The sequence below is a fragment of the Litorivivens lipolytica genome (assembly GCF_014191715.1).
Lineage (GTDB): Bacteria > Pseudomonadota > Gammaproteobacteria > Pseudomonadales > Spongiibacteraceae > Litorivivens > Litorivivens lipolytica.
On the sequence record NZ_JACHWY010000003.1, the window covers coordinates 257,674 to 278,699 of the forward strand.

A 21,026-nucleotide genomic window follows, 5' to 3' on the forward strand; every position below is an offset into this window, starting at 1 on the left:
CCTAAAAAAGATCGTTATCGCCAACCTTTTCCGCGTAGTTTTCCGCGTGAGCCGTGGTATCCAGATGTTGAATCTGTCCACCCTGGGCCAGAAACGCTTCAACGTCTGAAGCCAACTGGCGGCGGATGCGCTCGCGCGCGGTCAGTGTATGAGTATCGTTAGTGCTATCCCACGGTTCTTCTACACTGTCGGTAAAGTCGTCATCAAACGACCGGTCTCTTCGACTACTCCCCATGATGCAAACCTCGCTTTTTGCCTACATCACCACATGAAGCTTTTTCGCGCAAATTGCCCGTTCGCGGCACAAAACACAATAGGCAAATGTCGCGCGCGCTAGTTTATTTTGTTCTATTCGAAGGTGCGCTTATATCAAGCTAAGAAGTACGGTTGCGGGGAGAGATAAAACAACAGCCCGCCAGGACAGGCGGGCTGGGGGGAACACTTTAAATAGCTTCTTCGCCAGTTTCGCCGGTGCGGATACGAATAACCTGCTCCAGTGCGCTAACGAAGATTTTGCCGTCACCAATTTTGCCGGTGTTAGCCGACTTTGCGACCGCTTCAATTACGCGCTCAACCTGATCGTCAGATACGGCGATTTCCAATTTCACCTTCGGCAGAAAATCCACCACATATTCCGCACCCCGGTAGAGCTCGGTGTGACCTTTTTGCCGACCGAAGCCCTTCACCTCTGTGGCAGTAATACCCTGCACGCCCACTTCAGAAAGTGCCGCGCGCACATCGTCCAGTTTGAAAGGCTTGATGACGGCCGTTACCAGTTTCATTCAGCTTCCCCCTTACAGGAAATCATTGACCAGAGAACGTTAGCCCAGCGCCCTGCCGGTTGCAACTTTTGCCTCCCAACTCAGGGTTCACGGGATATTCGCAGTGACTGCAAGCCGCGGTTGAGGGTGGCCAGATGCTCACGCACCGACGGCCCCTTGGCTCGCGATACGCCCACCGCCAGAATATCGATCACCGCCATATGGGCGATGCGCGACGGCAGCGGCGTGTAGTTTTCATTGTCTTCTTCCACGTCGATATGGATAGCAAGATCACAGACTCTGGCCACCGGTGTGGCACTCGGCGCCAAACCAATCACGGTGGCACCGGTTTCACGCACCAGATGAATCGCGTCGATCAGGGCCTGAGTCCGACCGGACTGAGAGATTGCCACTACCACATCACCACGCCGCAGCGACATGGCCGACATCGCCTGAATATGCGGATCGGAATAGGCGCTGGACGAAATCTGCAGCCGGAAAAATTTGTGCTGGGCGTCGGTAGCCACCGCACTGGAGGCACCAAACCCATAGAACTCCACGCGATTGGCCGAGCCCAGCGCATCCACGGCTTTTTCAATGGCCTTCACATCAATGTTGTCGCGCACCCGCTTGAGGGTTTCCATGGTGGCGTCAAACACCTTGAAGGTATATTCGTGAGCGGAGTCCTGCTCGGTAAAACGGTAATGCTGATAGCGTGGACTGTGAGCTACGTGTTGGGCCAACGCCAGTTTGAAAGACTGAAACCCGTCGCAGCCAATCGCCCGACAGAAGCGCACCACGGTCGGCTCGCTGACATTGGATTCCTGCGCCAGATCCACAATCCGCATATGAATAACATCCTCGGCCTTGGCCAGCACAAAGTCCGCCACCTTGCGCTCGGACTTGCGCAGCTCGTGGCGGCCATTTTCGATGGCGCGGATGATATTGCGGGGCTTCATGTTGCGGTGTCTCGGCTTGAGCGTCTGCCTGATGAGCGGATTGTAGCGGAAAGCCCGGCAAGGTTCCTGAAATCGTACGACTCCGCCCGGATTGAGGCTGCCGAGCCCTGCTCGCCACGGGCAAAATCCGCTAGAATGCTCCCCCATGGACGTATCTCATATTCTGAACCACCTTAACGATGCTCAGCGCCAGGCCGTTGCAGCCCCACCCGGCAACGCACTGGTACTCGCAGGCGCCGGCTCAGGCAAAACCCGGGTTCTGGTGCATCGTATCGCCTGGCTGATTCAGGCCGAGGGCTACTCACCCCATAGTATTCTGGCCGTGACCTTCACCAATAAGGCCGCCCGGGAAATGCGCGGCCGCATTGAAGAGCTGCTGGGTCACAGCTATGCCGGCATGTGGGTGGGCACCTTTCACGGCCTCGCACACCGCCTGTTAAAAGCTCACAGCAAGGAAGCCGGGCTGCCGGACAACTTCCAGATTCTCGATAGCGACGACCAGCTGCGCCTGCTCAAGCGCATTCACCGCGAGCTGGAGCTGGATGAAAGCCGCTGGCCACCGCGTCAGTCACAGTGGTTTATCAACGGCCAAAAGGACGAGGGCAAACGCTCACAGCATATTGAAGACTTCGGCCACGACCTGTTTATCACGACCATGCTCAAGGTCTATCGCCGCTACGAGGAAATCTGCCAACAGCAAGGCGTGGTGGACTTCGCCGAGCTCCTGTTGCGCGCCCACGAAATCTGGCTGAACCACCCTGCCTTACTCGGTCACTACCAGAGCCGCTTCCGCCACATTCTGGTCGACGAGTTTCAGGACACCAACACCATTCAATACGCCTGGCTGCGCGTGCTTGCGGGCAAGCAGGTGCCCATCACGGCCGTAGGTGATGACGATCAGAGCATCTACGGCTGGCGCGGTGCCCGCATCGAAAACATCCAGCAGTTCTCCCAAGATTTTGCCGGCGTTGAAACCATCCGCCTCGAGCAAAACTACCGCTCCACCCAGACCATCCTGAAAGCGGCCAATGCGGTAATCGCCAACAACCGCGACCGTCTCGGCAAGGAACTGTGGAGTCAGGGTGATGAAGGCGATCCGATTCAGGTTTACGCCGGCTTTAACGAGCAGGATGAGGCGCGCTTTATTACCGAGCGCATCGACAGCCTCACCAGCGGCGGCGATTACAGCCGCAGCGACACCGCCATCCTCTATCGCAGTAACGCACAGTCACGGGTGCTGGAAGAAAACCTGATTCGTGCCGGCCTGCCCTACCGCATCTACGGTGGCCAGCGCTTTTACGATCGCCTAGAAATCCGCAACGCCCTCGCCTATCTGCGCCTGAGCCTGCACCGCGACGATGACGCCGCACTGGAACGGGTAATCAATACACCGACCCGCGGCATCGGCGCTCGCACCGTTGAGCAACTTAGACTGATTGCCCGGGAGCAGGGCTGCTCACTGTGGGCCGCCGCTCAGTTTTGCCTGCGTGAAAAAGTCTTGCCCGCCCGCGCCAGTGGCGCCCTGCAGGCCTTTGTGGATCTGATCGCCGGTATCGAGCAGGGCATCGCCGAGCTGCCGTTGGACGAACAGGTCGATCACGCTATTGAAGCCTCAGGACTGATCGAGTTTCACAAAAAGGAAAAAGGCGAAAAGGGTCAGGCGCGGGTGGAAAACCTGCAGGAACTGGTCAGCGCGGCCCGCAGTTTTGAAACCGACGACGAAGATGTACCGCTACTACGCGCCTTTCTCGATCAGGCCGCCCTCGATGCAGGCGAGCAACAGGCCGATGAATACGAAGACAGTGTGCAGATGATGACACTGCACTCGGCCAAAGGCCTGGAGTTTCCGGTGGTCTTTATCGCCGGCATGGAGCAGAACCTGTTCCCCCACCGCATGTCGATGGAAGAGCAAAGCCTCGAGGAAGAACGGCGCCTGTGCTATGTGGGTATTACCCGCGCTGAACAGCAGCTCTATTTAACCTACGCTGAAACCCGACGTCTGCACGGTCAGGACAACTACAACTCGCCGTCCTGCTTCCTGTCGGAAATTCCCCGCGAGTTAATGAGCGAAGTGCGCGGCAATACCCAGATCTCGCGGCCGGTCAGCTTTGCCAATACCAGCATGCACAGCACCGACGAAGACAGCGGGCTGACGCTGGGGCAGCGCGTGCTGCACTCCATCTTCGGCGAGGGCACTATCCTGAACTTCGAAGGGCAAGGCGCCAGCGCGCGAGTGCAGGTGAACTTTGAAAGCGAGGGCAGTAAGTGGTTAGTGCTGGCCTATGCCAAGCTGGAAGCGATTTAATCAAACAAAGAATAAAAACCTATGAATTCACGCAAGCAATCGATCGTTATTCTGCTGCTGGTCGCCGCACTCGTCAGCCTGTTCTGGCTCTATGTTGGCGAGCAAGCGGAAGATTTCAGCAGTGACACCCTAACGGCCTCCGGCAATCAGCGGGTCTACCACTGGAAGCTCGTCACCAGTTGGCCCAAAAATTATCCCGGCCTCGGCACCGCGCCGGAAAACTTTGCCAAAGCGGTAAAAGAAATGAGTGGTGGCCGCTTGCTGATCAAGGTCTACGGCGGCGGCGAGCTGGTACCACCGCTGGGCGTGTTTGATGCCGTGTCGCTGGGCAGTGTCGAAATGGGGCACAGCGCGGCCTATTACTGGAAAGGCAAAATGCCCGCCGCGCCGTTCTTCACCTCCGTACCGTTTGGCATGACCGCTCAGGAGATGAATGGCTGGCTGCACTACGGCGGCGGTCTTGAGCTGTGGCGCGAGGTCTACGCGCCTTTTAATGTGATTCCGCTCGCCGGCGGCAATACTGGCGTGCAAATGGCCGGTTGGTTCAACAAGGAAATCAACTCGGTGGACGATTTGAAAGGCCTGAAAATGCGCATCCCGGGTGTGGGCGGTGAAGTGTTTTCACGGGCCGGCGGAACCGCGGTGACGCTGCCCGGCGGCGAGCTTTATACCTCGTTGCAAACAGGAGTGATCGACGCCACCGAGTGGGTCGCGCCCTACAACGACATGGCGCTCGGTCTGCACGAAGTTGCGCGCTATTACTATTACCCGGGCTGGCACGAACCGGGCCCGACACTGGAAATCACCGTCAACAAGAAAGCCTTCGAAAGCCTGCCGAAAGACCTGCAGCGCATTGTCGAAATCGCCGCGCGCTACGCCAATCAGGATATGCTCGACGAGTACACCGCGCGCAACAACGCCGCGCTCAACCGCCTGCTTGATCAACACGATATTCAAGTCAAGAAGTTGCCGAATGATGTACTGCGGCATCTGCGGAAAGCGGCCTACGATTATTATGGCGAGGTGACGGAAAGCGACCCGACGGCCAAAAAAGTGTACCAGAGCTGGAAAAAATTCCTCGATGGCGCCAGCAATTACCACCGTATTTCCGAGCAGGCGTATATTAATACCCGCGATTTGGAAGAGTAATTAAGGAAGCCCCATGATCCGTCATTTTGTATTGCTGAAGTGGAATCAGACTCTCAGCGAAGAACAGCTCACCACCTTTAACGCCGCCTACGCAGCGCTGCCCGAACAAGTGACCAGCATTCGCAACATCGCCCACGGCCCGGACAAACAGTTTTATCCGGGTAATTACGACTACGTGCTGATGCTGGATTTCGACAACAAGGCCGATCTGGACGATTACGTCGCCAGCCCGGCCCATGCCGAGCTGCTGGAAAAAGTGGTAGGACCGTTTCTGGAAGGCTGGGCGATTGCGCAGATAGAAATTTGATTGATACCCGGGGCGGCTTCAGCCAGCCCCGTCAGCTCAGTCGTGTTAATTGAGCCCTGTCAGTTCGCGACTCACATCCCACAAGCGTTTCGCTGCCACATTGTCCTTGGCCCAGGGCTTCGGTTCTAACGGCTTGCATTTGGCGAAGTATTTGCCGGTCACACCCTCCACCTCAGGTGAGGTCGCCAGATACACCGAGGTCGAGGCGCCCTTCTCTGGCGTCTGAAAGAACGGTGCCACGATGGCCGTCATCAATTTACCCAACAGACCATTCTGCTTGCCAAGCCCTGAGCGCACCGCTCCCGGATGCACACAGTTAGCGGTTACACCCGTGCCTTCGAGTTGCCGCGCCAGCTCCCGCGTCCACAGAATATTGGCCAGTTTGGAATGGCCGTAGACTTCGAAGGTTTTGTAAGCGCGACGCTCATAATTGAGATCATCAAAATGAATCTCTTTGCAGAATGCGTGTGCGCCTGACGCCACGCTGACAATGCGCGCCGGCGCGCTCTCGACAATGCGCTCACGCAGCAACTCTGTAAACAGAAAGTAGGCCAGATGATTAACCGCAAAGGTTTCTTCCAGACCATCGGCGGTAATCTTGCGCTCGGTGTAGATCACACCCGCATTATTGATCAGCAGATGTAAGGGCTTACCGGTTTGCAGAAATTCCTCTGCCGCGCGACGCACATCGGCCAGCACACTGAGGTCGGCCACAATCTTGTTGAGCTGAGTGTTACCGGTCTTCTGCTGAATCTCATCCAGCAGCGCCTGACCCTTGGCGGCATTGCGACAGACGATAAATAATTCCGCACCCTGAGCCGCCATGGCTTCGGCGGTCGCCGAACCGATACCGCTGGTGGCGCCGGTGACCAGCGCGACTTTACCTTTCAGATTCATAGCCATTCCTGATTATTATCACTGTGGGAAAGCGCTATAAGACTACAGCGGCCGGAGCCGCCGCATTACGAAGTTGTAAACTCGAAGGTCACTCGTCTTCGTCGGGAACCACACGGGTGTGGCCGCGGTCATCGATCGCGACGAAGACAAACTCGCCCTCGGTGACCTTAACCGGGTTTTTGTGGGGGTTAATCCAGACTTCCACATTGATGCGGATCGAGCTGCGACCTACTTCGAGAATATCGGTATAACAGCTAACGACCGAGCCCACCTTTACCGGTGTCAGAAAAGCCATGCCAGTTACGGCAACCGTGGCGGTGCGCCCCTGCGCGCGTCGTGAGGCCGTAATAAATCCTGCCAAGTCCATCTGTGACATCAGCCAGCCGCCGAAGATATCGCCGCTGGGGTTGGTATCAGCGGGCATGGCCAGCGTCTGCAACGCCAGCTCACCCTTGGGCAGGGGGGTATCGTCTATATCACGCATCGGTGATTCCTTCCGTACAGAGAGCTTTCCATTGGAAAAGGCACGGTATGTGCTTCCATCAGCCCTGTCAATCAGCGCCAACCGAAATCGTTAAGCAATCCCTGTGCCTTTTTATAACAGGCACTAGGTGGATTCGCACATTGCCCTCAACGCAGGGATCGCACCCAATCCGGCAGTGCGGTGGCAAGGTCGGGCCACAGGGCCAACATGCCGAGCATCAGCAATTGCAGCACAATAAAGGGCGCAACGCCCCGATACAGGTCGGTCGTGCGCACCGAATCCGGGGCTACACCGCGCAGGTAAAACAGGGCAAAACCGAAAGGCGGGGTCAAAAAGGAGGTTTGCAGATTAAGTGCAATCATAATCCCGAGCCAAACCGGGTCGACGCCCATTGCCAACAGGATCGGGCCAACAATAGGCACCACCACAAAGGTGATCTCAATAAAATCGAGAATAAAGCCCAACAGAAAGATCGCCAGCATCACCACAAATACGGCAACGCCAACACCACCGCCAAGCTGCTCAAACAGGGACTGAATCAATTCGTCGCCGCCGTAGCCGCGAAAAACCAGTGAAAAGACCGCCGCACCGATCAGGATCATAAACACCATGCAAGTGACTTCGAGGGTCGACTCGCCCACCTCGCGCAAGCGGCGCAGGGGTAATTCGCCTTTCATGCGCGCCAGCAAGGCGGCACCCAACGCCCCCACTGCAGCAGCTTCGGTTGGCGTAGCCGCACCGATCAGAATGGAGCCAAGCACCGTCACAATCAGCGCGACCGGCGGCAACAGATTGGCGATCAGCCGGGAGGTGGGCACCTCCCCAATATTCGTTGCCGGCGGCACCCGCTCGGGGTCACGCAGCGCAATCACGATAATGTAGATAAGGTAGAGCCCAACCAGAATCAGCCCCGGCACCAGTGCTCCCATAAACAGGTCACCCACGGAGACCGTTTCCGGGTTGCTGACATTCATTTTAAGCTGCGCCTGCTGATAGGCGGTCGATAGCGTATCACCGAGCAGTACCAGCGCAATCGAGGGCGGTATAATCTGGCCGAGGGTGCCAGTAGCGCAGATAGTACCGGTGGCAATGGAAGGTGCGTAGCCGCGGCGCAGCATGGTCGGTAGTGACAACAAACCCATGGTCACCACCGTCGCCCCCACGATCCCGGTACTGGCCGCCAGCAACGCCCCCACCAGAATCACGGAGATGCCGAGCCCACCGGGCATGCGCCCAAACAGGCGTGCCATAGTATCGAGCAGTTCTTCGGCGATGCGGCTGCGTTCAAGCAAAACGCCCATCAGAATAAACAGCGGCACCGCCATCAGCGTTACGTTATTGATGGTGCCAAACAGGCGTGCCGGCAGGGCTGACAGGTAACTGGGATCAAACCAGCCCGCGATAATGCCGACGCCGGCAAACAGCATGGCGGTACCGGCCAGAGAAAAGGCCACCGGATAGCCCGCGATTAACGCCAGACAGACCGCGGCGAACATGATCAAGGGAATCCATTCAATCATGGGCCGGTGCCTCCAGCAGAACCGCCAGCGACTTGCAGAACTCCGAGATGCCCTGCAGGGCCAGATTCACCGCCATCAGCGGGATCAGCGCTTTCAGCGCATAAACTGCCGGAATACCACCCGGCTCAGCCGACCCCTCACGAATCAGCCAGGCATGCTGCACAAAGTCCCAGCTGCTGATCAGCACGTAGCCACATAGCGGCAACAGAAAGACCAATGTGCCGATGGCATTCACCCAAGCCTGTCGATAAGGGCTCATGCGGCGATAGAGCACATCCACTCGCACGTGACCATCGCGCTTAAGGGTATAGCCGGCCCCCAGCATAAAGACGGTTGCATGTAAGTAGGTCGACAGTTCCTGCAGATAGGTAGAGCCCAGCTCCAGACCATAGCGGAGAAACACCACCACACAGGTATTTAGCATCAGCAGCGGCAAAAGCCACGCCAGCAATCGGCCGACGGATTCGCTGTAGGCGTCGAGTGTTGAGGACAGGGCTGTTATTATTCGCATGCGCTGAACCGGCTAAAATCGAGACCCGGCATTATAGCGTAGTAAATCATTTCTACACGGCTCGCACGGACACACAGTATGCTGACGGTTATTTCACCTGCCAAAACCCTGGATTTTGAATCACCTCTGCCCACTGAAGATTTCAGCCAACCGGGCTTTCTGAAGGAATCCCGACAGCTGATCAAGGAGTTGCGCGAACTCTCGCCGGAGGATATTTCCAGCCTGATGAAAATCAGCCCGGCGCTGGGCGAACTCAACCATAGCCGCTTTATGAACTGGAAAACACCTTTTAAGCCCAGCAACGCCCGACCTGCCGTACTGGCCTTCAAGGGCGACGTGTATCAGGGACTGAGCGCCGAGGATTTTGGCAAACGGGATTTCGACTTTGCCCAGAAGCACCTGCGCATTCTATCTGGCCTTTACGGCCTGCTGCGCCCGCTGGACCTGATCCAGCCCTACCGCCTGGAAATGGGCACCCGCTTTGAGAACAGCAAGGGCAAGGACCTCTATACCTTCTGGGACAGCAAAATCACCGAAGCCGTGAATGAATCCCTGAAGGCAGTTAAATCAGACACGCTGGTCAATCTGGCGTCCAACGAATACTTCAAGTCGATCAAGAAGAAAGAACTCAACGGCGAGATTGTAACGCCGGTATTCAAGGATCAGAAGAACGGTCAGTACAAGATCATCAGCTTCTATGCCAAAAAGGCGCGCGGCCTGATGAGCGCCTACATCATTAAAAACCGGGTAAAAACCGTGGAAGGGCTGAAGGACTTTGACTGGGAAGGCTATCGTTATCAGCCGGATCAATCATCGGCTGGGGAGCTGGTTTTTACCCGCAAAGAAATTGCCTGATTTTTCTCGCAGGCATTTCACATCACACCATAGCCAGAATAGCGTCGAACTCCGACGCTGCTACCGGCATCACTGACAAGCGGTTGCCCTTGCGCAGCAACTGCATTCCTTCAAGCTGAGGATTCTGCTTCAGCTCCTTCAGCGTCACAGTGCGTTTCAGTTTTTTCTTGTACTGAATATCCACCATAAACCAGCGAGGCTTTTCTTCGGACGATTTGGGATCGTAGTACTTTGACTCGGGATCAAGATCCGTGAAATCCGGATACGCTTCTTTTACGACCTTGGCCACGCCAACCACCCCCGGCTCGGGGCAGCTGGAATGATAGAACAGAATCTCGTCGCCTTTTTTCATCTCACGCATAAAATTACGCGCCTGATAGTTGCGCACACCATCCCAGTGTTCGCGCTTGCCCGGCCGCGCGACAAGGTCATCAATGCTGAAGGCATCGGGCTCGGATTTCATCAGCCAGTAATTCATTCGCCTGCCTCTTGTTCATGTAAAAACGCCGGCAATGGCACCGCGTTACCCGCCTGGGGATGAGTCGCTGCAAATTCACGCACCGCCGAGATACGCTTGCTGCTCAGTGGATGCGTGCTGAATAGTTCCGGCGGTTCACCGCCCTCAAACAGGGTAAAGATCTGATCAGCACCCTGCACGTTGCCATAACGTGCCTGCAGCATTTTCAATGCCATGGCGTCTGCATCACGCTCCTGTTCGCGGGTAAACCCGGAGAGCGTTGCCACCCCCATCTGCTGAATCAACCAATCGGCCGCGCCGCTATTGCCAAGCCCCGTGAGACTGGCCAAGGCCAGTGACACAGTGACACCCCGCCCCATCGCTACAATCGGGTCGCGATTAAGAATATGGGCGAGCTCGTGAGCCAACACCATCGACAGCGCATTCTCACTACCCATCTCTTGAATCAAGCCCTTCATGATAAACACCCGCCCACCGAGCGTGGCGAAGGCATTCGTCATTGGCGAATCCACGTAGGCAACTTGCAAATTAAAACCTTCAGGCAATTTTTGACCGGAAAGCAACGACTCAGCGAGCTCGCTCAGATAAGCGTCAATTTTCTGAGCGCGCTCGCTTTCGGCAGGCGCTGGTAGCGACGAGGAGAATTGTTCAACCAGCCGGTTTTCCACACTAAACGGAATCAGCGGTGCCAGTTTCTGTGCCGCCAGTGACAGCGAAAACAGCAGCACCGCCAGCGCGCCAGCTAGTGCCACACAGAGCAATAGAAATTCTTTCAGCGGATTTTCCCGGCTGTAGTTTATGCCTTCGGGAACCGGGCGGTTTTCGTAGTCGGCCATGCGTAATCAGGTCAGCGCTTGTTCGATCAATGCGGTGCCGTAGGCGTACACCTCCACCGCTCCCACCTGACCTTTGTTGCCCTTGGAAATGGAGGCGGTTTCGAGTTTGACGTTGACGACCATTTGCGCCCCCAGATCACGAGCTTCCTGCTTCATTCGCAGCAGCGCTTCCCGGCGAGCGCGCTCGGTTAGACTTTCAAAGGCGCGAACCCGACCGCCAAACAGACTGCGCAGACCGGCGGCGATCATTTTGAAGTAGTCCACCGAGATCACGACATTGCCACCGACCAGCGCCACCTCGCGATGCGCCATAGAAGGCGGCGGCAGTCGCTCGCTGAAGGCCAGCACACCGGCAAACTCCTGCTCGCGCTGCTGGATGGATTTGAAATGACGGGATTCCGCAAAGCGCCCAAACACATAACCGAGCGCCAGCAAAACCAGAAAGACAATCAGATCAATCACGCGTCTACTCCAGAATAACGGCTGTCCCGTAGGCAAACAGCTCCGCGGCACCGGCCGCAACCGACGAGGTGGAGAAACGCACGTTGATGATCGCATTGGCCCCCATCGACTCCGCCTGCTGCATCATGCGCTGCACCGCTTCTTCACGCGCATCATTTAACAGTTCTGTGTAACCCTTGAGTTCACCACCGAAAATATTTTTCAGGCCCGCCATCAGATCGCGCCCCAAATGCTTGGTACGCACAGTGTTGCCCTGCACCAGACCAAGATGTTTAGCGATACGCTTACCGGGAATGATTTCGATATTGCTGACCAGCACGTGACACGTCCTTGAACTTTGATTTATGGTTCTTGTGAATTTATGGTTTTGCTGCTTTCCCCAGAGCAAAGCAGCCTCCTTTATAGTCACTTACGACAATTACTGGCAAGCATTAATTCATGAGCAAACCCTTTTCACAGGCCTGCGAAAACAACAAGCAACCCATTCTCAGCGTGTTGCACGACGCTTTCGCGAGTGTTGATTACGTGCTTGAGATCGGCAGCGGCACCGGCCAACACGCTGTCCACTTTGCCGCCAACCTGCCCCACCTGATCTGGCAGCCCAGCGACCAGCGCGAATACCTCGACGGCATCGCCGCCTGGTGCGACGACGCCAGACTGGAAAACCTGCGCCGCCCGCTGGAGCTTGACGTCTGCGCGACCTGGCCAGTGACCCGAACGCCGGCCGTATTTTCGGCCAATACCGTTCACATTATGCAATGGCCTATGGTTGAAGCTTTTTTTGAGGGGCTTGGGGCGGTGCTAACCGAGGAGGGCGTGTTTTGCTTGTATGGCCCCTTCAACTTTCAAGGCCGCTATACCAGCGATAGCAATGCGCAGTTTGATCGATTTTTGCGGGAACGGGATCCGGGTAGCGGTATCAGGGATATTGAGGCGATTGTTGAGTTAGCGGCTGGCGCCGGGCTGGTTTTGAGGGCGGATCATACTATGCCAGCAAATAATCGGTTGTTGAAGTTTGTGCGGGGGTAGGCAGGGAGCGGTGCGCTCGGTTAATTGTGTTTTGGATTAAGCATGGGTTTCGCCCTGCTGGGCGAGTGACTTCTTTTTGCATGCCCAAAAAGAAGTAACCAAGAAAAAAGGCACCCTGAACCCCCTTTGGAGGTGCCGAGAAGCGCAGAGCAACAACGGGCCAGAGCGAGCACTGTTCGAGTCCCGGAGCGGCGATAGCCGCGGAGGTCGAGTTGCGTAGATTGTTGATCGAGCATCGCAGGGAACCCGAAGGGAGACAGGGGTGTCCTTCTTTGGGTTACCTTTCTTGGACAAGCAAGAAAGGTAACTCGCCCAGCAGGGCGAAACCACTGCCCGCTATAACCTCACACCTAAAACCCAACCCCACAACCACTATCTGAAAGCCAAAAAAAAGGCCCTCCAAAGAGGGCCTCTTATAACCAGTAAAAAGGAGCGCGCTTAACGCTCCTGAATCACCTTCATCTCTACCCGACGGTTACGCTCACGGCCATCTTCACTACCGTTATCCGCAACCGGCTGACGCTCACCGTAACCGCGCGCCACCATCGCATCGGCGTCTACGCCTTTGCTTATCAGGTAGGCTTTTACGGCGCCTGCGCGATCCTGCGACAGGATCAGGTTGTAGGCATCGCTGCCGACGTTGTCGGTGTGCCCCTGGATCTCCACCACAAAGTTCGGCGACTCTTTCAGAGACTTGGCTACCAGATCCAGAATGCGCTGCGCATTGGGTTGCAGGCGGGCGCTGTCGAACTCGAAGTTCACACCTTCCAGCACAACACTCTGCTGCACGCCGCAGCCGTTGGACATAACCGGTTTGTTAGGCACTGAATCCGGGCAGGCATCGACACGGTCAGTGACACCGTCACCGTCGACGTCAGAACAGCCATTACCATCAACCTGCGTACCTACCGGGGTACCGGGGCACAGATCCTGACCATCCACCACGCCATCACCATCCAGGTCTGAACAGCCGAATTCGTTGACAGGTGTGCCGGGCGGAGTGCTCGGGCAACGATCTAGATTGTCGGCTACGCCATCGCCATCGCTATCGGAACAACCGAATTTGTTAACCCGGTCACCGCGTGGAGTGTGCGGACAGCGATCATCGGCGTTGCGCACACCGTCGCCATCGGAATCCCCGTCGGCACTGTCTTTGCCTTCAAAGTTGTAGCGGAAGCCCAGTACCAGTCCGGCGCCGTGGTATTCGGCCAGAAAGTTCTCGTACTCGGGCTTGTCGGCTTCGAAATAGCGGGCACCGAAATCCATCATAAAGCTGTCGGTTACGACGAAATTCATCCCAAAGCCGGCCTGAGCAAACAGGGTGGTATCATCAAGATTGTTGGCTTGAGCACCGGCCAGCTTCATTTTAGCCGCGCCCACACCCAAACCCACATAGGGCTGCACCACACCGTCTTCGTTAAAATCGAACCACAGGTTGGTCAGCAGGGCTTGAGCCTCCTGAGTGAAGTCCACATCCTGGCGGGGGCCACCATCGATGCGCACGTAGTCAGCTTCGTTTTTCATCTGTTTCGCTGACAGGTCAACCCGTACCGGACCTTCAAAGTTATAGCCCACCGACAGACCAAAGCCATCGTCATCATCGTAGTTATGAATCCGATCATCAAACAGACTTGGGTTACCACAATTACCCACACCTGGAATAGCGAATGCGCCACCCAAGCAGGCGCCTGATGGCGCTGTAGACGGCTGATAAACCTTGTCGTCTTCGGCGGCAAAAATACGCTGCCGGCCGTATTCGGCACTGATGTACCAGTTATTTTCTGCCAGTGTCGGCAGAGTCGTACAGGCCAGCACAGCACCTGCAGCCCAGGTGCGCCAGCGCGCCCACTGAATTGACGTAGTCATTGAAAACCCCTAGTTAGGCAGTCATTGTTCTTGTTGCGCGTACCTTCGCACTATCTGCGTTTTTTTTCAATTGCGCAGCACCGTCAAAATGTACGCCACAGGCGGCTTTGCGCCTCGTTTTGTGACTCACGGCCACGATCAATCGTCTATTCTATAACCGAGGCTAACAGGAAAAGGAGACGTTCTGATGACAGTACGACAGATCCATATATTGCGGGCCCTGACCAGTACGGCACTGCTCAGCCTGCTGCTCGGTGCCGTACTGACAGTGATGAGCGGCCTGTTCAGCACCTTCTACAGTATAGTCGTGGGCGTCGGCACGGTTTTGATTACCCTCTACTGCTACCGCCGCGCGGATCAGAAAATCTCCGCCAGTCGCGAGTACTATCTCTGGCGCTATGTACCGACCTTGGTGTTCGTGTTCGGACCACTGATTCTGATGGCCCTGTCCGCCACGGAGGGCGACTGGTCGATCAGTGGCTGGTTACTGTTTCTGCGCTTCAGTGTGAGCTTTCTGATCCCCATTGCCTGCTTGATGATGCTCGAACGCGTGCTGAAACAGGCCCTGCAGAGTGCGCGCGCCGACCCCGTCTGACCCTCGTCTACTCCGGGGTCGGCATTTCAAAGGTCGGCAGGGAATCCGGCATTCCCCCCAGAGAGACCGCAATTTTGGAAAAGCCCATAAAGAGCGCTAGCCCCGCCGTTAGCTCAACCACCTCCTCTGGACTGAATTCTTCAGCCATCGCAGCTTTTAAGTCGGCATCGAGGCCGCCGGGGTCTGTTAGAAAACAATCGGTATAGCGCAAAATCAGCTTTTGCCGATCTGACAAGCTGCTGTTTTCATAGTCATCCTGAATCTGCTCAACTTGCGCTTCACTCAAACCCTCAGCGCGTGCGGTCGCGAACCTCACATTACGGCAGAACACACAGTTGGTCTTGCGGGCATTGCGCAGCCGCGCCAGTTCCTTGCTCGGGTGGTCCAGCACGCCGCGACTCCAGAGCGTGCCATAGAGTTGATTAAAGGCTGACAGCGCTTCCGGCTGTAATGCCAACGCGCTGCCACTGATGGGATCATCGCCCGCTGACTCCGGCAGACGCACGCGGGAAGCACTCATGCCGCCTCCTCCACCTGCAGCATCACCCGAAAACGCGTAAAGCCATCGCAGAGTGCCAAATATTCCAACAAGGCAACCAAGCCCTCGTCACCGATCTCGTCTACCACCGCAGCCGCCATGGCATCACTGATACTGTGTGGGTCGAGGCAAAAGCATTCTGTTAGCTGGAGGGCGGCCTTTTCCAGCGATGTAAACTCCGCCCGGTTATACCACTGTGGCAAGGCTTCAATCTGCTCGTTCGATAGCGAAGCAACCCTGTGCGCACTGCGATGCAGCTGAGCACAGCGCTGTTTACACAAGGCCATAAGCTGCTTGTCCAACAACTTTTGCTCAGAGAAAACACTTTCGAAGGCCTGATAGTCGCGGTACAGGTTCTCGCGCAAGGCAAAGACCTCTTCGAAGGTGCGGCAGGAATCGTCGATCCAGCTCATCCGGGGGACCCTCACTTAGCATTTTTATAGTCTCAATACACGCTCGCACAGGGCTTGGTGGCGCGCAAGCAGGCTGGTTCAAGCTTCTGAATCAATCAGGCTTTTGTGCACTTGAAGGGCAATAACTGCCGGGCTTCCGCTAGGTAGCGCTCGATCGCTGGTGACTCATCACCAAGGAAGCGCTCGACGGCTTGCCGGAAGCGCGGATCAACTATCCAGTGTCGCGAGCGGGTTTCAATGGGCTCAAAGCCGCGCTGGATTTTGTGTTCACCCTGTGCACCGGGATCAAAGCGTTTCAGCCCCTGCTCAATACAGTATTCGATGCCCTGGTAGTAGCAGGCTTCAAAGTGCAGGAACTCCACCTCTCGCACACAGCCCCAGTAGCGCCCGTACAGGGTATTGGCATCCTTGAAATTAAGCGCGCAGGCAATCGGCTCCCCGTCCCGCTCGGCCAGCACCAGCAGCAGGCTATCCGGCATAGCCCGGCCGATGACCTCAAAAAAAGCCTGATTGAGATAGCCACCATGACCACTGCGCTTGGCGTAGGTCATTTGATAACAGTGATAAAAATGGCGCCAGAGTTGTGGCGTGATATCCGGACCTTCAATGCGCCGCAGGCTTACGCCAGCCTCATCAACCAGTCGCCGCTCCCGCCGCAGGCTTTTGCGCTTGCGGGAACTGAAGGTGGCGAGAAAATCGTCAAAGCTCTCATATCCTCGATTAAACCAGTGGTACTGAGGTGCGATCCGCTGCGCCAGCCCCGCCTGCTGCCAGGCGGCATCTTCCTGCGGGGTTGTGAACAAAACATGCAAAGACGAGGCGCTGGCCTCTGTGTGCTCACACAAAAAGCGACCGATTTCGACGCGCAAGGCCGAAGTATCCCTTTCCGCTGTCAGCGACAATCGAGGTCCGGTGGCCGGCGTAAAGGGTATCGCGGAAAGCAGCTTCGGGTAGTAATCGAGACCATTGCGATGCCAGGCATCAGCCCAAGACCAATCAAAGACATATTCACCGTAGCTGTGATATTTCAAATACAGGGGCAAGTGACCAATCAGTTTGCCCTGATCTTCAATAACGAGATGATGAGGCTGCCAGCCGCTTTTACGTTGGGTCGCCCCACTGTGCTCCAGCGCCTGCAAAAAGCTGTGCCGTAGAAAGGGGTAGTCACTGCCGAGCACGTTGTCCCAGTGCGCCGCAGGCACCGCATCAATGGAATCCACAAACCGGAAATCGGTCATGCAGGCGCGATCAAATAATGTGCCACGATGCCTACAAACACCGCCATACCCACATAGTTATTATTGAGAAAGGCCTGAAAGCATTGCTCGCGTTGGCGATGACGGATCAGGCGCTGCTGATAGACAAACAAACCCGCAGCTACTGCCACGCCGACAAAGTAGATAAAGCCCAAACCAAAACGCGAGCCCATCAGCACAAGAATAAAGGCCGCGCTGCCCTGCAGCATGCCCGTCATCAGCCGATCTTCGTCACCAAAATAGATCGCTGTGGATTTCACCCCGATCTTGAGATCATCGTCGCGATCCACCATCGCATAGAAGGTGTCGTAGGCGACGGTCCAGATCACCACCGCCAGATACACCAGCCACGCCTCGGGCGGCACCGTGTTCTGCACCGCCGCAAAACTCATCGGTACGCTCCAAGCAAAAGCCGCCCCCAACACGACTTGAGGGAAGTGGGTATAGCGTTTCATAAAGGGGTAGGTCGCCGCCAAGGCCACCGCACCGAAGGACAGATAAATTGTCAGTCGATTGGTAAAAAGCACCAGAATAAAAGACAGCATGCACAGCCCGACAAATAGCTGCAGCGCTTCGCGTGAGTGCATCTCCCCAGTCGCCAACGGCCGCGCCTTGGTGCGCTCAACATGCCCGTCGATCTTCCGGTCGGCAAAATCATTGATCACACAGCCCGCTGCTCGCATCAAGATCACCCCGGCCACAAAGATCGCCAGCGTCGACAGTGGGGGAATGCCCTCCGCCGCCAACCACAGCGCCCACAGCGTGGGCCACAGCACCAGAAAGGTGCCGATCGGGCGGTCGAAGCGCATCAAGCGAAAATAGATGGGTAGTCGTTGTTTTATCTGCATGACGCTACTGTAAAAAGGTCAGGCTTGAAAGTATATCAAGCAACCCCAATTTATAAGCATGGTTCGTCAAAACGGCGATTCGGGGTTTCAGTTTATAAAGAGGAAAAGATGAACACCGCCATCCTAAAACACAAATGTCTGGCCACTGGCATCCATTTAAGCCTGTCACTCGCTGTCTTTGCCGTTGCGCTCTATCTAATCCTCGCAGTCTGGTACCCCGGACTACTATTTCATATTGATGGCGGCTGGCAAGGCGTCAGAATCATGATTGCCGTGGATCTGGTGCTCGGTCCACTATTGACCTTTATCGTTTTTAATCCGTCGAAGCCAAAACGTGAGATAAAGCTCGACCTCTCGCTGATCGCATTGGTTCAAATCGCCGCGCTTTGCTGGGGCTTCTGGGCGGTAAATCACGTGAAACCACTCGCACTAGCCTACGGCAACGGCGCCTTCCAATCCGTTGTCGCCGAAGAATTGGAAATTCAGGAGCAATCCCCGGCCGATATCGAAAACTTTGGTCCCTCCCCCGTGCTGATCTTTGGCCGTGAGCCCGCAAACGGGGAAGAGTCCGCTGGTGTTGCGGCCTACGAAATGCTGGAAGGCATCCCTCCAAGCAAGCTCGTCTTTCTTTGGGAACCACTCACAGACAACATGGACGCGGTAGAGGCGCTTTCCGCCGATGCGCTAAAACAGGAATTTCCGGACAAAGCCGATGCTATCGAGCAGCTACCGGGCAAACTGGTTCGCTTTCAGGGCCGCTACGGCTATGGAGTGATGGCCTTGTCTGAAAGCGGTGAGTGGCTGGATTCTCTAGTACTGACGACCTATTAAAGGCAGAACCTAAGGCCGAAACGCCGGCAAAAAGATTTCGCTGACCATCAGCGGCAGACCGCTGAGGTAAAAACAGGAGCGCCGCCCCCAGAGGGTGGCATCGGCTTGCTGGTCTGCGGGAATAAGCGGCGACAGGCCGTCGATGGCGGCAACTTCATAAGAGGCGCGCCGCATACTGGGGTCGCTGAACAGGAGGGCGCCGAGGGCTGAGTCGCGCAGCTTTCGCAAATGACGAAGGCGTCCTTCAAGACTCCGGGCCGGCAGCACACTGCGGGCATAGACCCAGGGCTCGCCTCGGCAAATCAGTAGAACTTCCCGGATTATCCCCTGTTCGCGGTCACCCATTTCGAGTAGGCGCCTTTCGGTCAATCGGGGGCGCTGCCAGGACTGCTCCAGCACCTGAACCCGAAAATCTCCGCCGCTAGCCCTTACCAGCCGGGCTGTCAGGGACCCCCGGTCAAGCAACCAGGGACGAATCGACTGGGGTAGTTCGCTGGCGGTGAGGCACCGGTGATCCCGCCACTGTGGCTCGTCAGGCTGGTATCGGCAGTGGCGAACAGCGTACAATTACCGGCTCCCTGAATACTGCAAAACCCTGATTTCAGGCGTCCACGGCTCGCTTTTAAGCGGTCGACCGCACAAGAGACGCCCTATTGAAAGTGGCGGCAGAATGCGTGATTCCCTCACAAACTGCAAGCGCCACGCACTGACTATGAGGAAGGATAAGTAATGAGTAAGTGGGAATGTATTGTCTGCGGCTGGGTCTACGACGAAGAGAAGGGCGATCCGGATTCCGGCATTGCGCCGGGCACCAAATGGGAAGATATTCCCGATGACTGGCTGTGCCCCGACTGCGGCGTTGGCAAGGAAGATTTTGAGCTGATCGAAACCAGCGAGCCGGCAGCTACGCCTCACCACGAAGAAGAAACCGCCGACGAAACCAAGGCGCCGATTGTGGTACTCGGCACCGGTCTGGCGGGTTACGGTCTGGTGCGCGAATTCCGCAAACACGATCAGGACACCCCGGTGATCATGATCACCGCCGACGACGGCCGCTCCTACTCCAAGCCGATGCTGTCGACCGGCTACACCAAAGACACCACCGCCGACGATCTGGCTCAGGCCGATGCGGGCACCATGGGCAAGCAGCTCAAAGCCAGCGTCTGGACCATGACTCACGTCACCGCCATCGACACCGAGAACCAGACTATCAAGCTCGGCGATGCGGAAACCCAGATTCACTACGGCAAACTGGTACTGGCCCTCGGCGCCGACACCATTACCCCGCCGATCAAGGGTGATGCACTGGAGTACGTCTACTCTGTCAACGATCTACTGGACTACGACGACTACCGCACCGCGATCAAAAAGAACGATGTGAAAAAAGTCTGCATCATCGGTGCCGGCCTGATCGGCTGTGAGTTCACCAACGATCTGATCAACGGCGGCTTCTCCGTGGAAGCCGTCGACCCCATGGGTTACTGCCTGCCCACCCTGCTGCCCGAGCCCGCCGGTCGCGCCGTGCAGCGCGCGCTGGAAGAAAAAGGCGCCAAGTTCCACTTCGGGCCGCTGGTTACCGAAGTCAACAAGGCTGCCGGCGATGTTGGCCTGACCGTCACGCTCAACAACGGTGACACGATCGACTGTGATCTGGTGGTATCGGCTGTAGGCGTGCGTCCGCGCACCCAACTGGCCAGCGATGCCGGCATCAATGTTAACCGCGGCGTCACCACCAACCGCTTGCTGGAAACCAGCGCCAAGAACGTTTACGCCATGGGTGACTGCGTGGAAGTAGACGGCCACGTGCTGGTCTACGTTGCACCGCTGATGGCTCAGGCCCGCGCGCTGGGTAAAACTCTGGCCGGCGAAGCAACCGAGGTCAGCTACCCCGCCATGCCGGTGACCATCAAAACTCCGGCCTGCCCGGTGACCGTCAACCCGCCGCCACGCGATATGGAAGGCGACTGGGATATTCAGGAAGACGGCAACAACGTGGTCGCCACCTTCCGCGACAAGAGCGGTCAGTTGCAGGGCTTCGCCCTGACCGGTGACGGCATCAAGCAGAAGATGGCTCTGCAGAAGGAACTGCCGCCACTGCTGGGCTAAACGTCGAAACCGTTGCGTTC

The 21,026-nt window shown here is 56.6% G+C and carries 25 protein-coding genes; 8 read left to right on the plus strand and 17 right to left on the minus strand.

The genetic code is table 11. The annotated features are described in order from the left end of the window. Position 1: 1 nt before the first annotated feature. From FHR99_RS13400 to hexR, 3 genes are all read right to left on the minus strand, one after another. Complete coding sequence (locus FHR99_RS13400; protein ID WP_183411213.1) at positions 2-235, minus strand: hypothetical protein; 234 nt, start codon at positions 233-235, stop codon at positions 2-4. 208 nt (positions 236-443) lie between these two features. Continuing rightward, positions 444-782 carry a P-II family nitrogen regulator gene (gene glnK / locus FHR99_RS13405; protein WP_183411214.1) on the minus strand — a complete coding sequence of 113 codons (339 nt, stop codon included), beginning with the start codon at positions 780-782 and terminating at the stop codon, positions 444-446. An 80-nt stretch (positions 783-862) separates the two neighbouring features. After that, the gene (hexR, locus tag FHR99_RS13410) at positions 863-1,720 is read right to left on the minus strand and encodes a transcriptional regulator HexR (protein ID WP_183411215.1); all 858 of its coding nucleotides are present in this window, start codon (positions 1,718-1,720) and stop codon (positions 863-865) included. A 145-nt stretch (positions 1,721-1,865) separates the two neighbouring features. Between hexR and uvrD the strand changes: the two genes are divergently transcribed. Genes uvrD through FHR99_RS13425 form a run of 3 tightly spaced genes read left to right on the plus strand, consistent with a single transcriptional unit; the run spans position 1,866 to position 5,481 of the window. Further along, complete coding sequence (gene uvrD, locus FHR99_RS13415) at positions 1,866-4,025, plus strand: DNA helicase II (protein ID WP_183411216.1); 2,160 nt, start codon at positions 1,866-1,868, stop codon at positions 4,023-4,025. Positions 4,026-4,046: 21 nt separating this feature from the next. Next, positions 4,047-5,174 carry a TRAP transporter substrate-binding protein gene (locus FHR99_RS13420; protein ID WP_183411217.1) on the plus strand — a complete coding sequence of 376 codons (1,128 nt, stop codon included), beginning with the start codon at positions 4,047-4,049 and terminating at the stop codon, positions 5,172-5,174. 13 nt (positions 5,175-5,187) lie between these two features. Continuing rightward, positions 5,188-5,481 carry a Dabb family protein gene (locus FHR99_RS13425; RefSeq protein WP_183411218.1) on the plus strand — a complete coding sequence of 98 codons (294 nt, stop codon included), beginning with the start codon at positions 5,188-5,190 and terminating at the stop codon, positions 5,479-5,481. 45 nt (positions 5,482-5,526) lie between these two features. Here the strand turns inward: FHR99_RS13425 and FHR99_RS13430 are convergent, their stop codons facing one another. The 4 genes from FHR99_RS13430 to FHR99_RS13445 form a co-directional block, all read right to left on the minus strand. After that, positions 5,527-6,378, minus strand: coding sequence for an SDR family oxidoreductase (locus FHR99_RS13430; protein ID WP_183411219.1), 852 nt, complete (start codon positions 6,376-6,378; stop codon positions 5,527-5,529). A gap of 88 nt (positions 6,379-6,466) precedes the next feature. Beyond that, positions 6,467-6,862 (minus strand): acyl-CoA thioesterase, encoded by a 396-nt coding sequence (locus tag FHR99_RS13435; RefSeq protein ID WP_183411220.1) that lies wholly within the window; start codon positions 6,860-6,862, stop codon positions 6,467-6,469. A gap of 146 nt (positions 6,863-7,008) precedes the next feature. Beyond that, positions 7,009-8,382: a TRAP transporter large permease gene (locus tag FHR99_RS13440; RefSeq protein WP_183411221.1), complete on the minus strand. Its 1,374-nt coding sequence runs from the start codon at positions 8,380-8,382 to the stop codon at positions 7,009-7,011. Beyond that, positions 8,375-8,893: a TRAP transporter small permease subunit gene (locus tag FHR99_RS13445; protein ID WP_183411222.1), complete on the minus strand. Its 519-nt coding sequence runs from the start codon at positions 8,891-8,893 to the stop codon at positions 8,375-8,377. The genes FHR99_RS13440 and FHR99_RS13445 overlap by 8 nt, the downstream gene beginning before the upstream one ends. A 78-nt stretch (positions 8,894-8,971) precedes the next feature. Here FHR99_RS13445 and yaaA point away from each other — a divergent pair, with 78 nt between their 5' ends. Then, the gene (yaaA, locus tag FHR99_RS13450; RefSeq protein WP_183411223.1) at positions 8,972-9,748 is read left to right on the plus strand and encodes a peroxide stress protein YaaA; all 777 of its coding nucleotides are present in this window, start codon (positions 8,972-8,974) and stop codon (positions 9,746-9,748) included. A gap of 22 nt (positions 9,749-9,770) precedes the next feature. On the opposite strand, the gene FHR99_RS13455 is transcribed toward yaaA, so the two are convergent. The 4 genes from FHR99_RS13455 to FHR99_RS13470 are packed head-to-tail and all read right to left on the minus strand — an operon-like array spanning position 9,771 to position 11,843. Next, a complete protein-coding gene (locus FHR99_RS13455) occupies positions 9,771-10,226 on the minus strand; it encodes an EVE domain-containing protein (protein ID WP_183411224.1) in 456 nt (151 codons plus the stop codon). Then, on the minus strand, positions 10,223-11,062 hold the full coding sequence (locus FHR99_RS13460; RefSeq protein WP_183411225.1) for a M48 family metallopeptidase: 840 nt from the start codon (positions 11,060-11,062) through the stop codon (positions 10,223-10,225). The genes FHR99_RS13455 and FHR99_RS13460 overlap by 4 nt, the downstream gene beginning before the upstream one ends. 6 nt (positions 11,063-11,068) lie before the next feature. Further along, complete coding sequence (locus FHR99_RS13465) at positions 11,069-11,524, minus strand: heavy metal-binding domain-containing protein (protein WP_183411226.1); 456 nt, start codon at positions 11,522-11,524, stop codon at positions 11,069-11,071. 4 nt (positions 11,525-11,528) lie between these two features. Next, complete coding sequence (locus tag FHR99_RS13470) at positions 11,529-11,843, minus strand: heavy metal-binding domain-containing protein (protein WP_183411227.1); 315 nt, start codon at positions 11,841-11,843, stop codon at positions 11,529-11,531. 119 nt (positions 11,844-11,962) lie between these two features. On the opposite strand from FHR99_RS13470, the gene FHR99_RS13475 reads away from it, so the two are divergent. Next, a complete protein-coding gene (locus FHR99_RS13475) occupies positions 11,963-12,553 on the plus strand; it encodes a DUF938 domain-containing protein (RefSeq protein ID WP_183411228.1) in 591 nt (196 codons plus the stop codon). A 438-nt stretch (positions 12,554-12,991) separates the two neighbouring features. Here the strand turns inward: FHR99_RS13475 and FHR99_RS13480 are convergent, their stop codons facing one another. Then, positions 12,992-14,419 (minus strand): OmpA family protein, encoded by a 1,428-nt coding sequence (locus tag FHR99_RS13480; RefSeq protein WP_183411229.1) that lies wholly within the window; start codon positions 14,417-14,419, stop codon positions 12,992-12,994. A gap of 187 nt (positions 14,420-14,606) precedes the next feature. Between FHR99_RS13480 and FHR99_RS13485 the strand changes: the two genes are divergently transcribed. Then, positions 14,607-15,014: a hypothetical protein gene (locus tag FHR99_RS13485; protein ID WP_183411230.1), complete on the plus strand. Its 408-nt coding sequence runs from the start codon at positions 14,607-14,609 to the stop codon at positions 15,012-15,014. A gap of 7 nt (positions 15,015-15,021) precedes the next feature. On the opposite strand, the gene FHR99_RS13490 is transcribed toward FHR99_RS13485, so the two are convergent. The 4 genes from FHR99_RS13490 to ubiA all read right to left on the minus strand — a co-directional run bounded on the left by FHR99_RS13490 (position 15,022) and on the right by ubiA (position 18,069). Next, a complete protein-coding gene (locus tag FHR99_RS13490) occupies positions 15,022-15,534 on the minus strand; it encodes a carboxymuconolactone decarboxylase family protein (RefSeq protein WP_183411231.1) in 513 nt (170 codons plus the stop codon). Then, positions 15,531-15,965 carry a carboxymuconolactone decarboxylase family protein gene (locus FHR99_RS13495; protein ID WP_183411232.1) on the minus strand — a complete coding sequence of 145 codons (435 nt, stop codon included), beginning with the start codon at positions 15,963-15,965 and terminating at the stop codon, positions 15,531-15,533. Before FHR99_RS13495 ends, FHR99_RS13490 begins: the two co-directional genes overlap by 4 nt. A gap of 95 nt (positions 15,966-16,060) precedes the next feature. Beyond that, entirely contained in the window at positions 16,061-17,203 is a 1,143-nt protein-coding gene (locus tag FHR99_RS13500; protein ID WP_183411233.1) for a GNAT family N-acetyltransferase, read from the minus strand. Then, a complete protein-coding gene (gene ubiA / locus FHR99_RS13505) occupies positions 17,200-18,069 on the minus strand; it encodes a 4-hydroxybenzoate octaprenyltransferase (RefSeq protein ID WP_183411234.1) in 870 nt (289 codons plus the stop codon). The genes FHR99_RS13500 and ubiA overlap by 4 nt, the downstream gene beginning before the upstream one ends. A gap of 108 nt (positions 18,070-18,177) precedes the next feature. On the opposite strand from ubiA, the gene FHR99_RS13510 reads away from it, so the two are divergent. Continuing rightward, positions 18,178-18,900 (plus strand): hypothetical protein, encoded by a 723-nt coding sequence (locus tag FHR99_RS13510; protein WP_183411235.1) that lies wholly within the window; start codon positions 18,178-18,180, stop codon positions 18,898-18,900. A 9-nt stretch (positions 18,901-18,909) separates the two neighbouring features. Here FHR99_RS13510 and FHR99_RS13515 read toward each other — a convergent pair whose 3' ends face one another. Beyond that, positions 18,910-19,467, minus strand: a complete 558-nt coding sequence (locus tag FHR99_RS13515; RefSeq protein WP_183411236.1) for a chorismate--pyruvate lyase family protein — start codon at positions 19,465-19,467, stop codon at positions 18,910-18,912. Positions 19,468-19,629: 162 nt separating this feature from the next. On the opposite strand from FHR99_RS13515, the gene FHR99_RS13520 reads away from it, so the two are divergent. Beyond that, positions 19,630-21,006, plus strand: coding sequence for an FAD-dependent oxidoreductase (locus FHR99_RS13520; protein WP_183411237.1), 1,377 nt, complete (start codon positions 19,630-19,632; stop codon positions 21,004-21,006). The last annotated feature ends 20 nt before the right edge of the window (positions 21,007-21,026 follow it).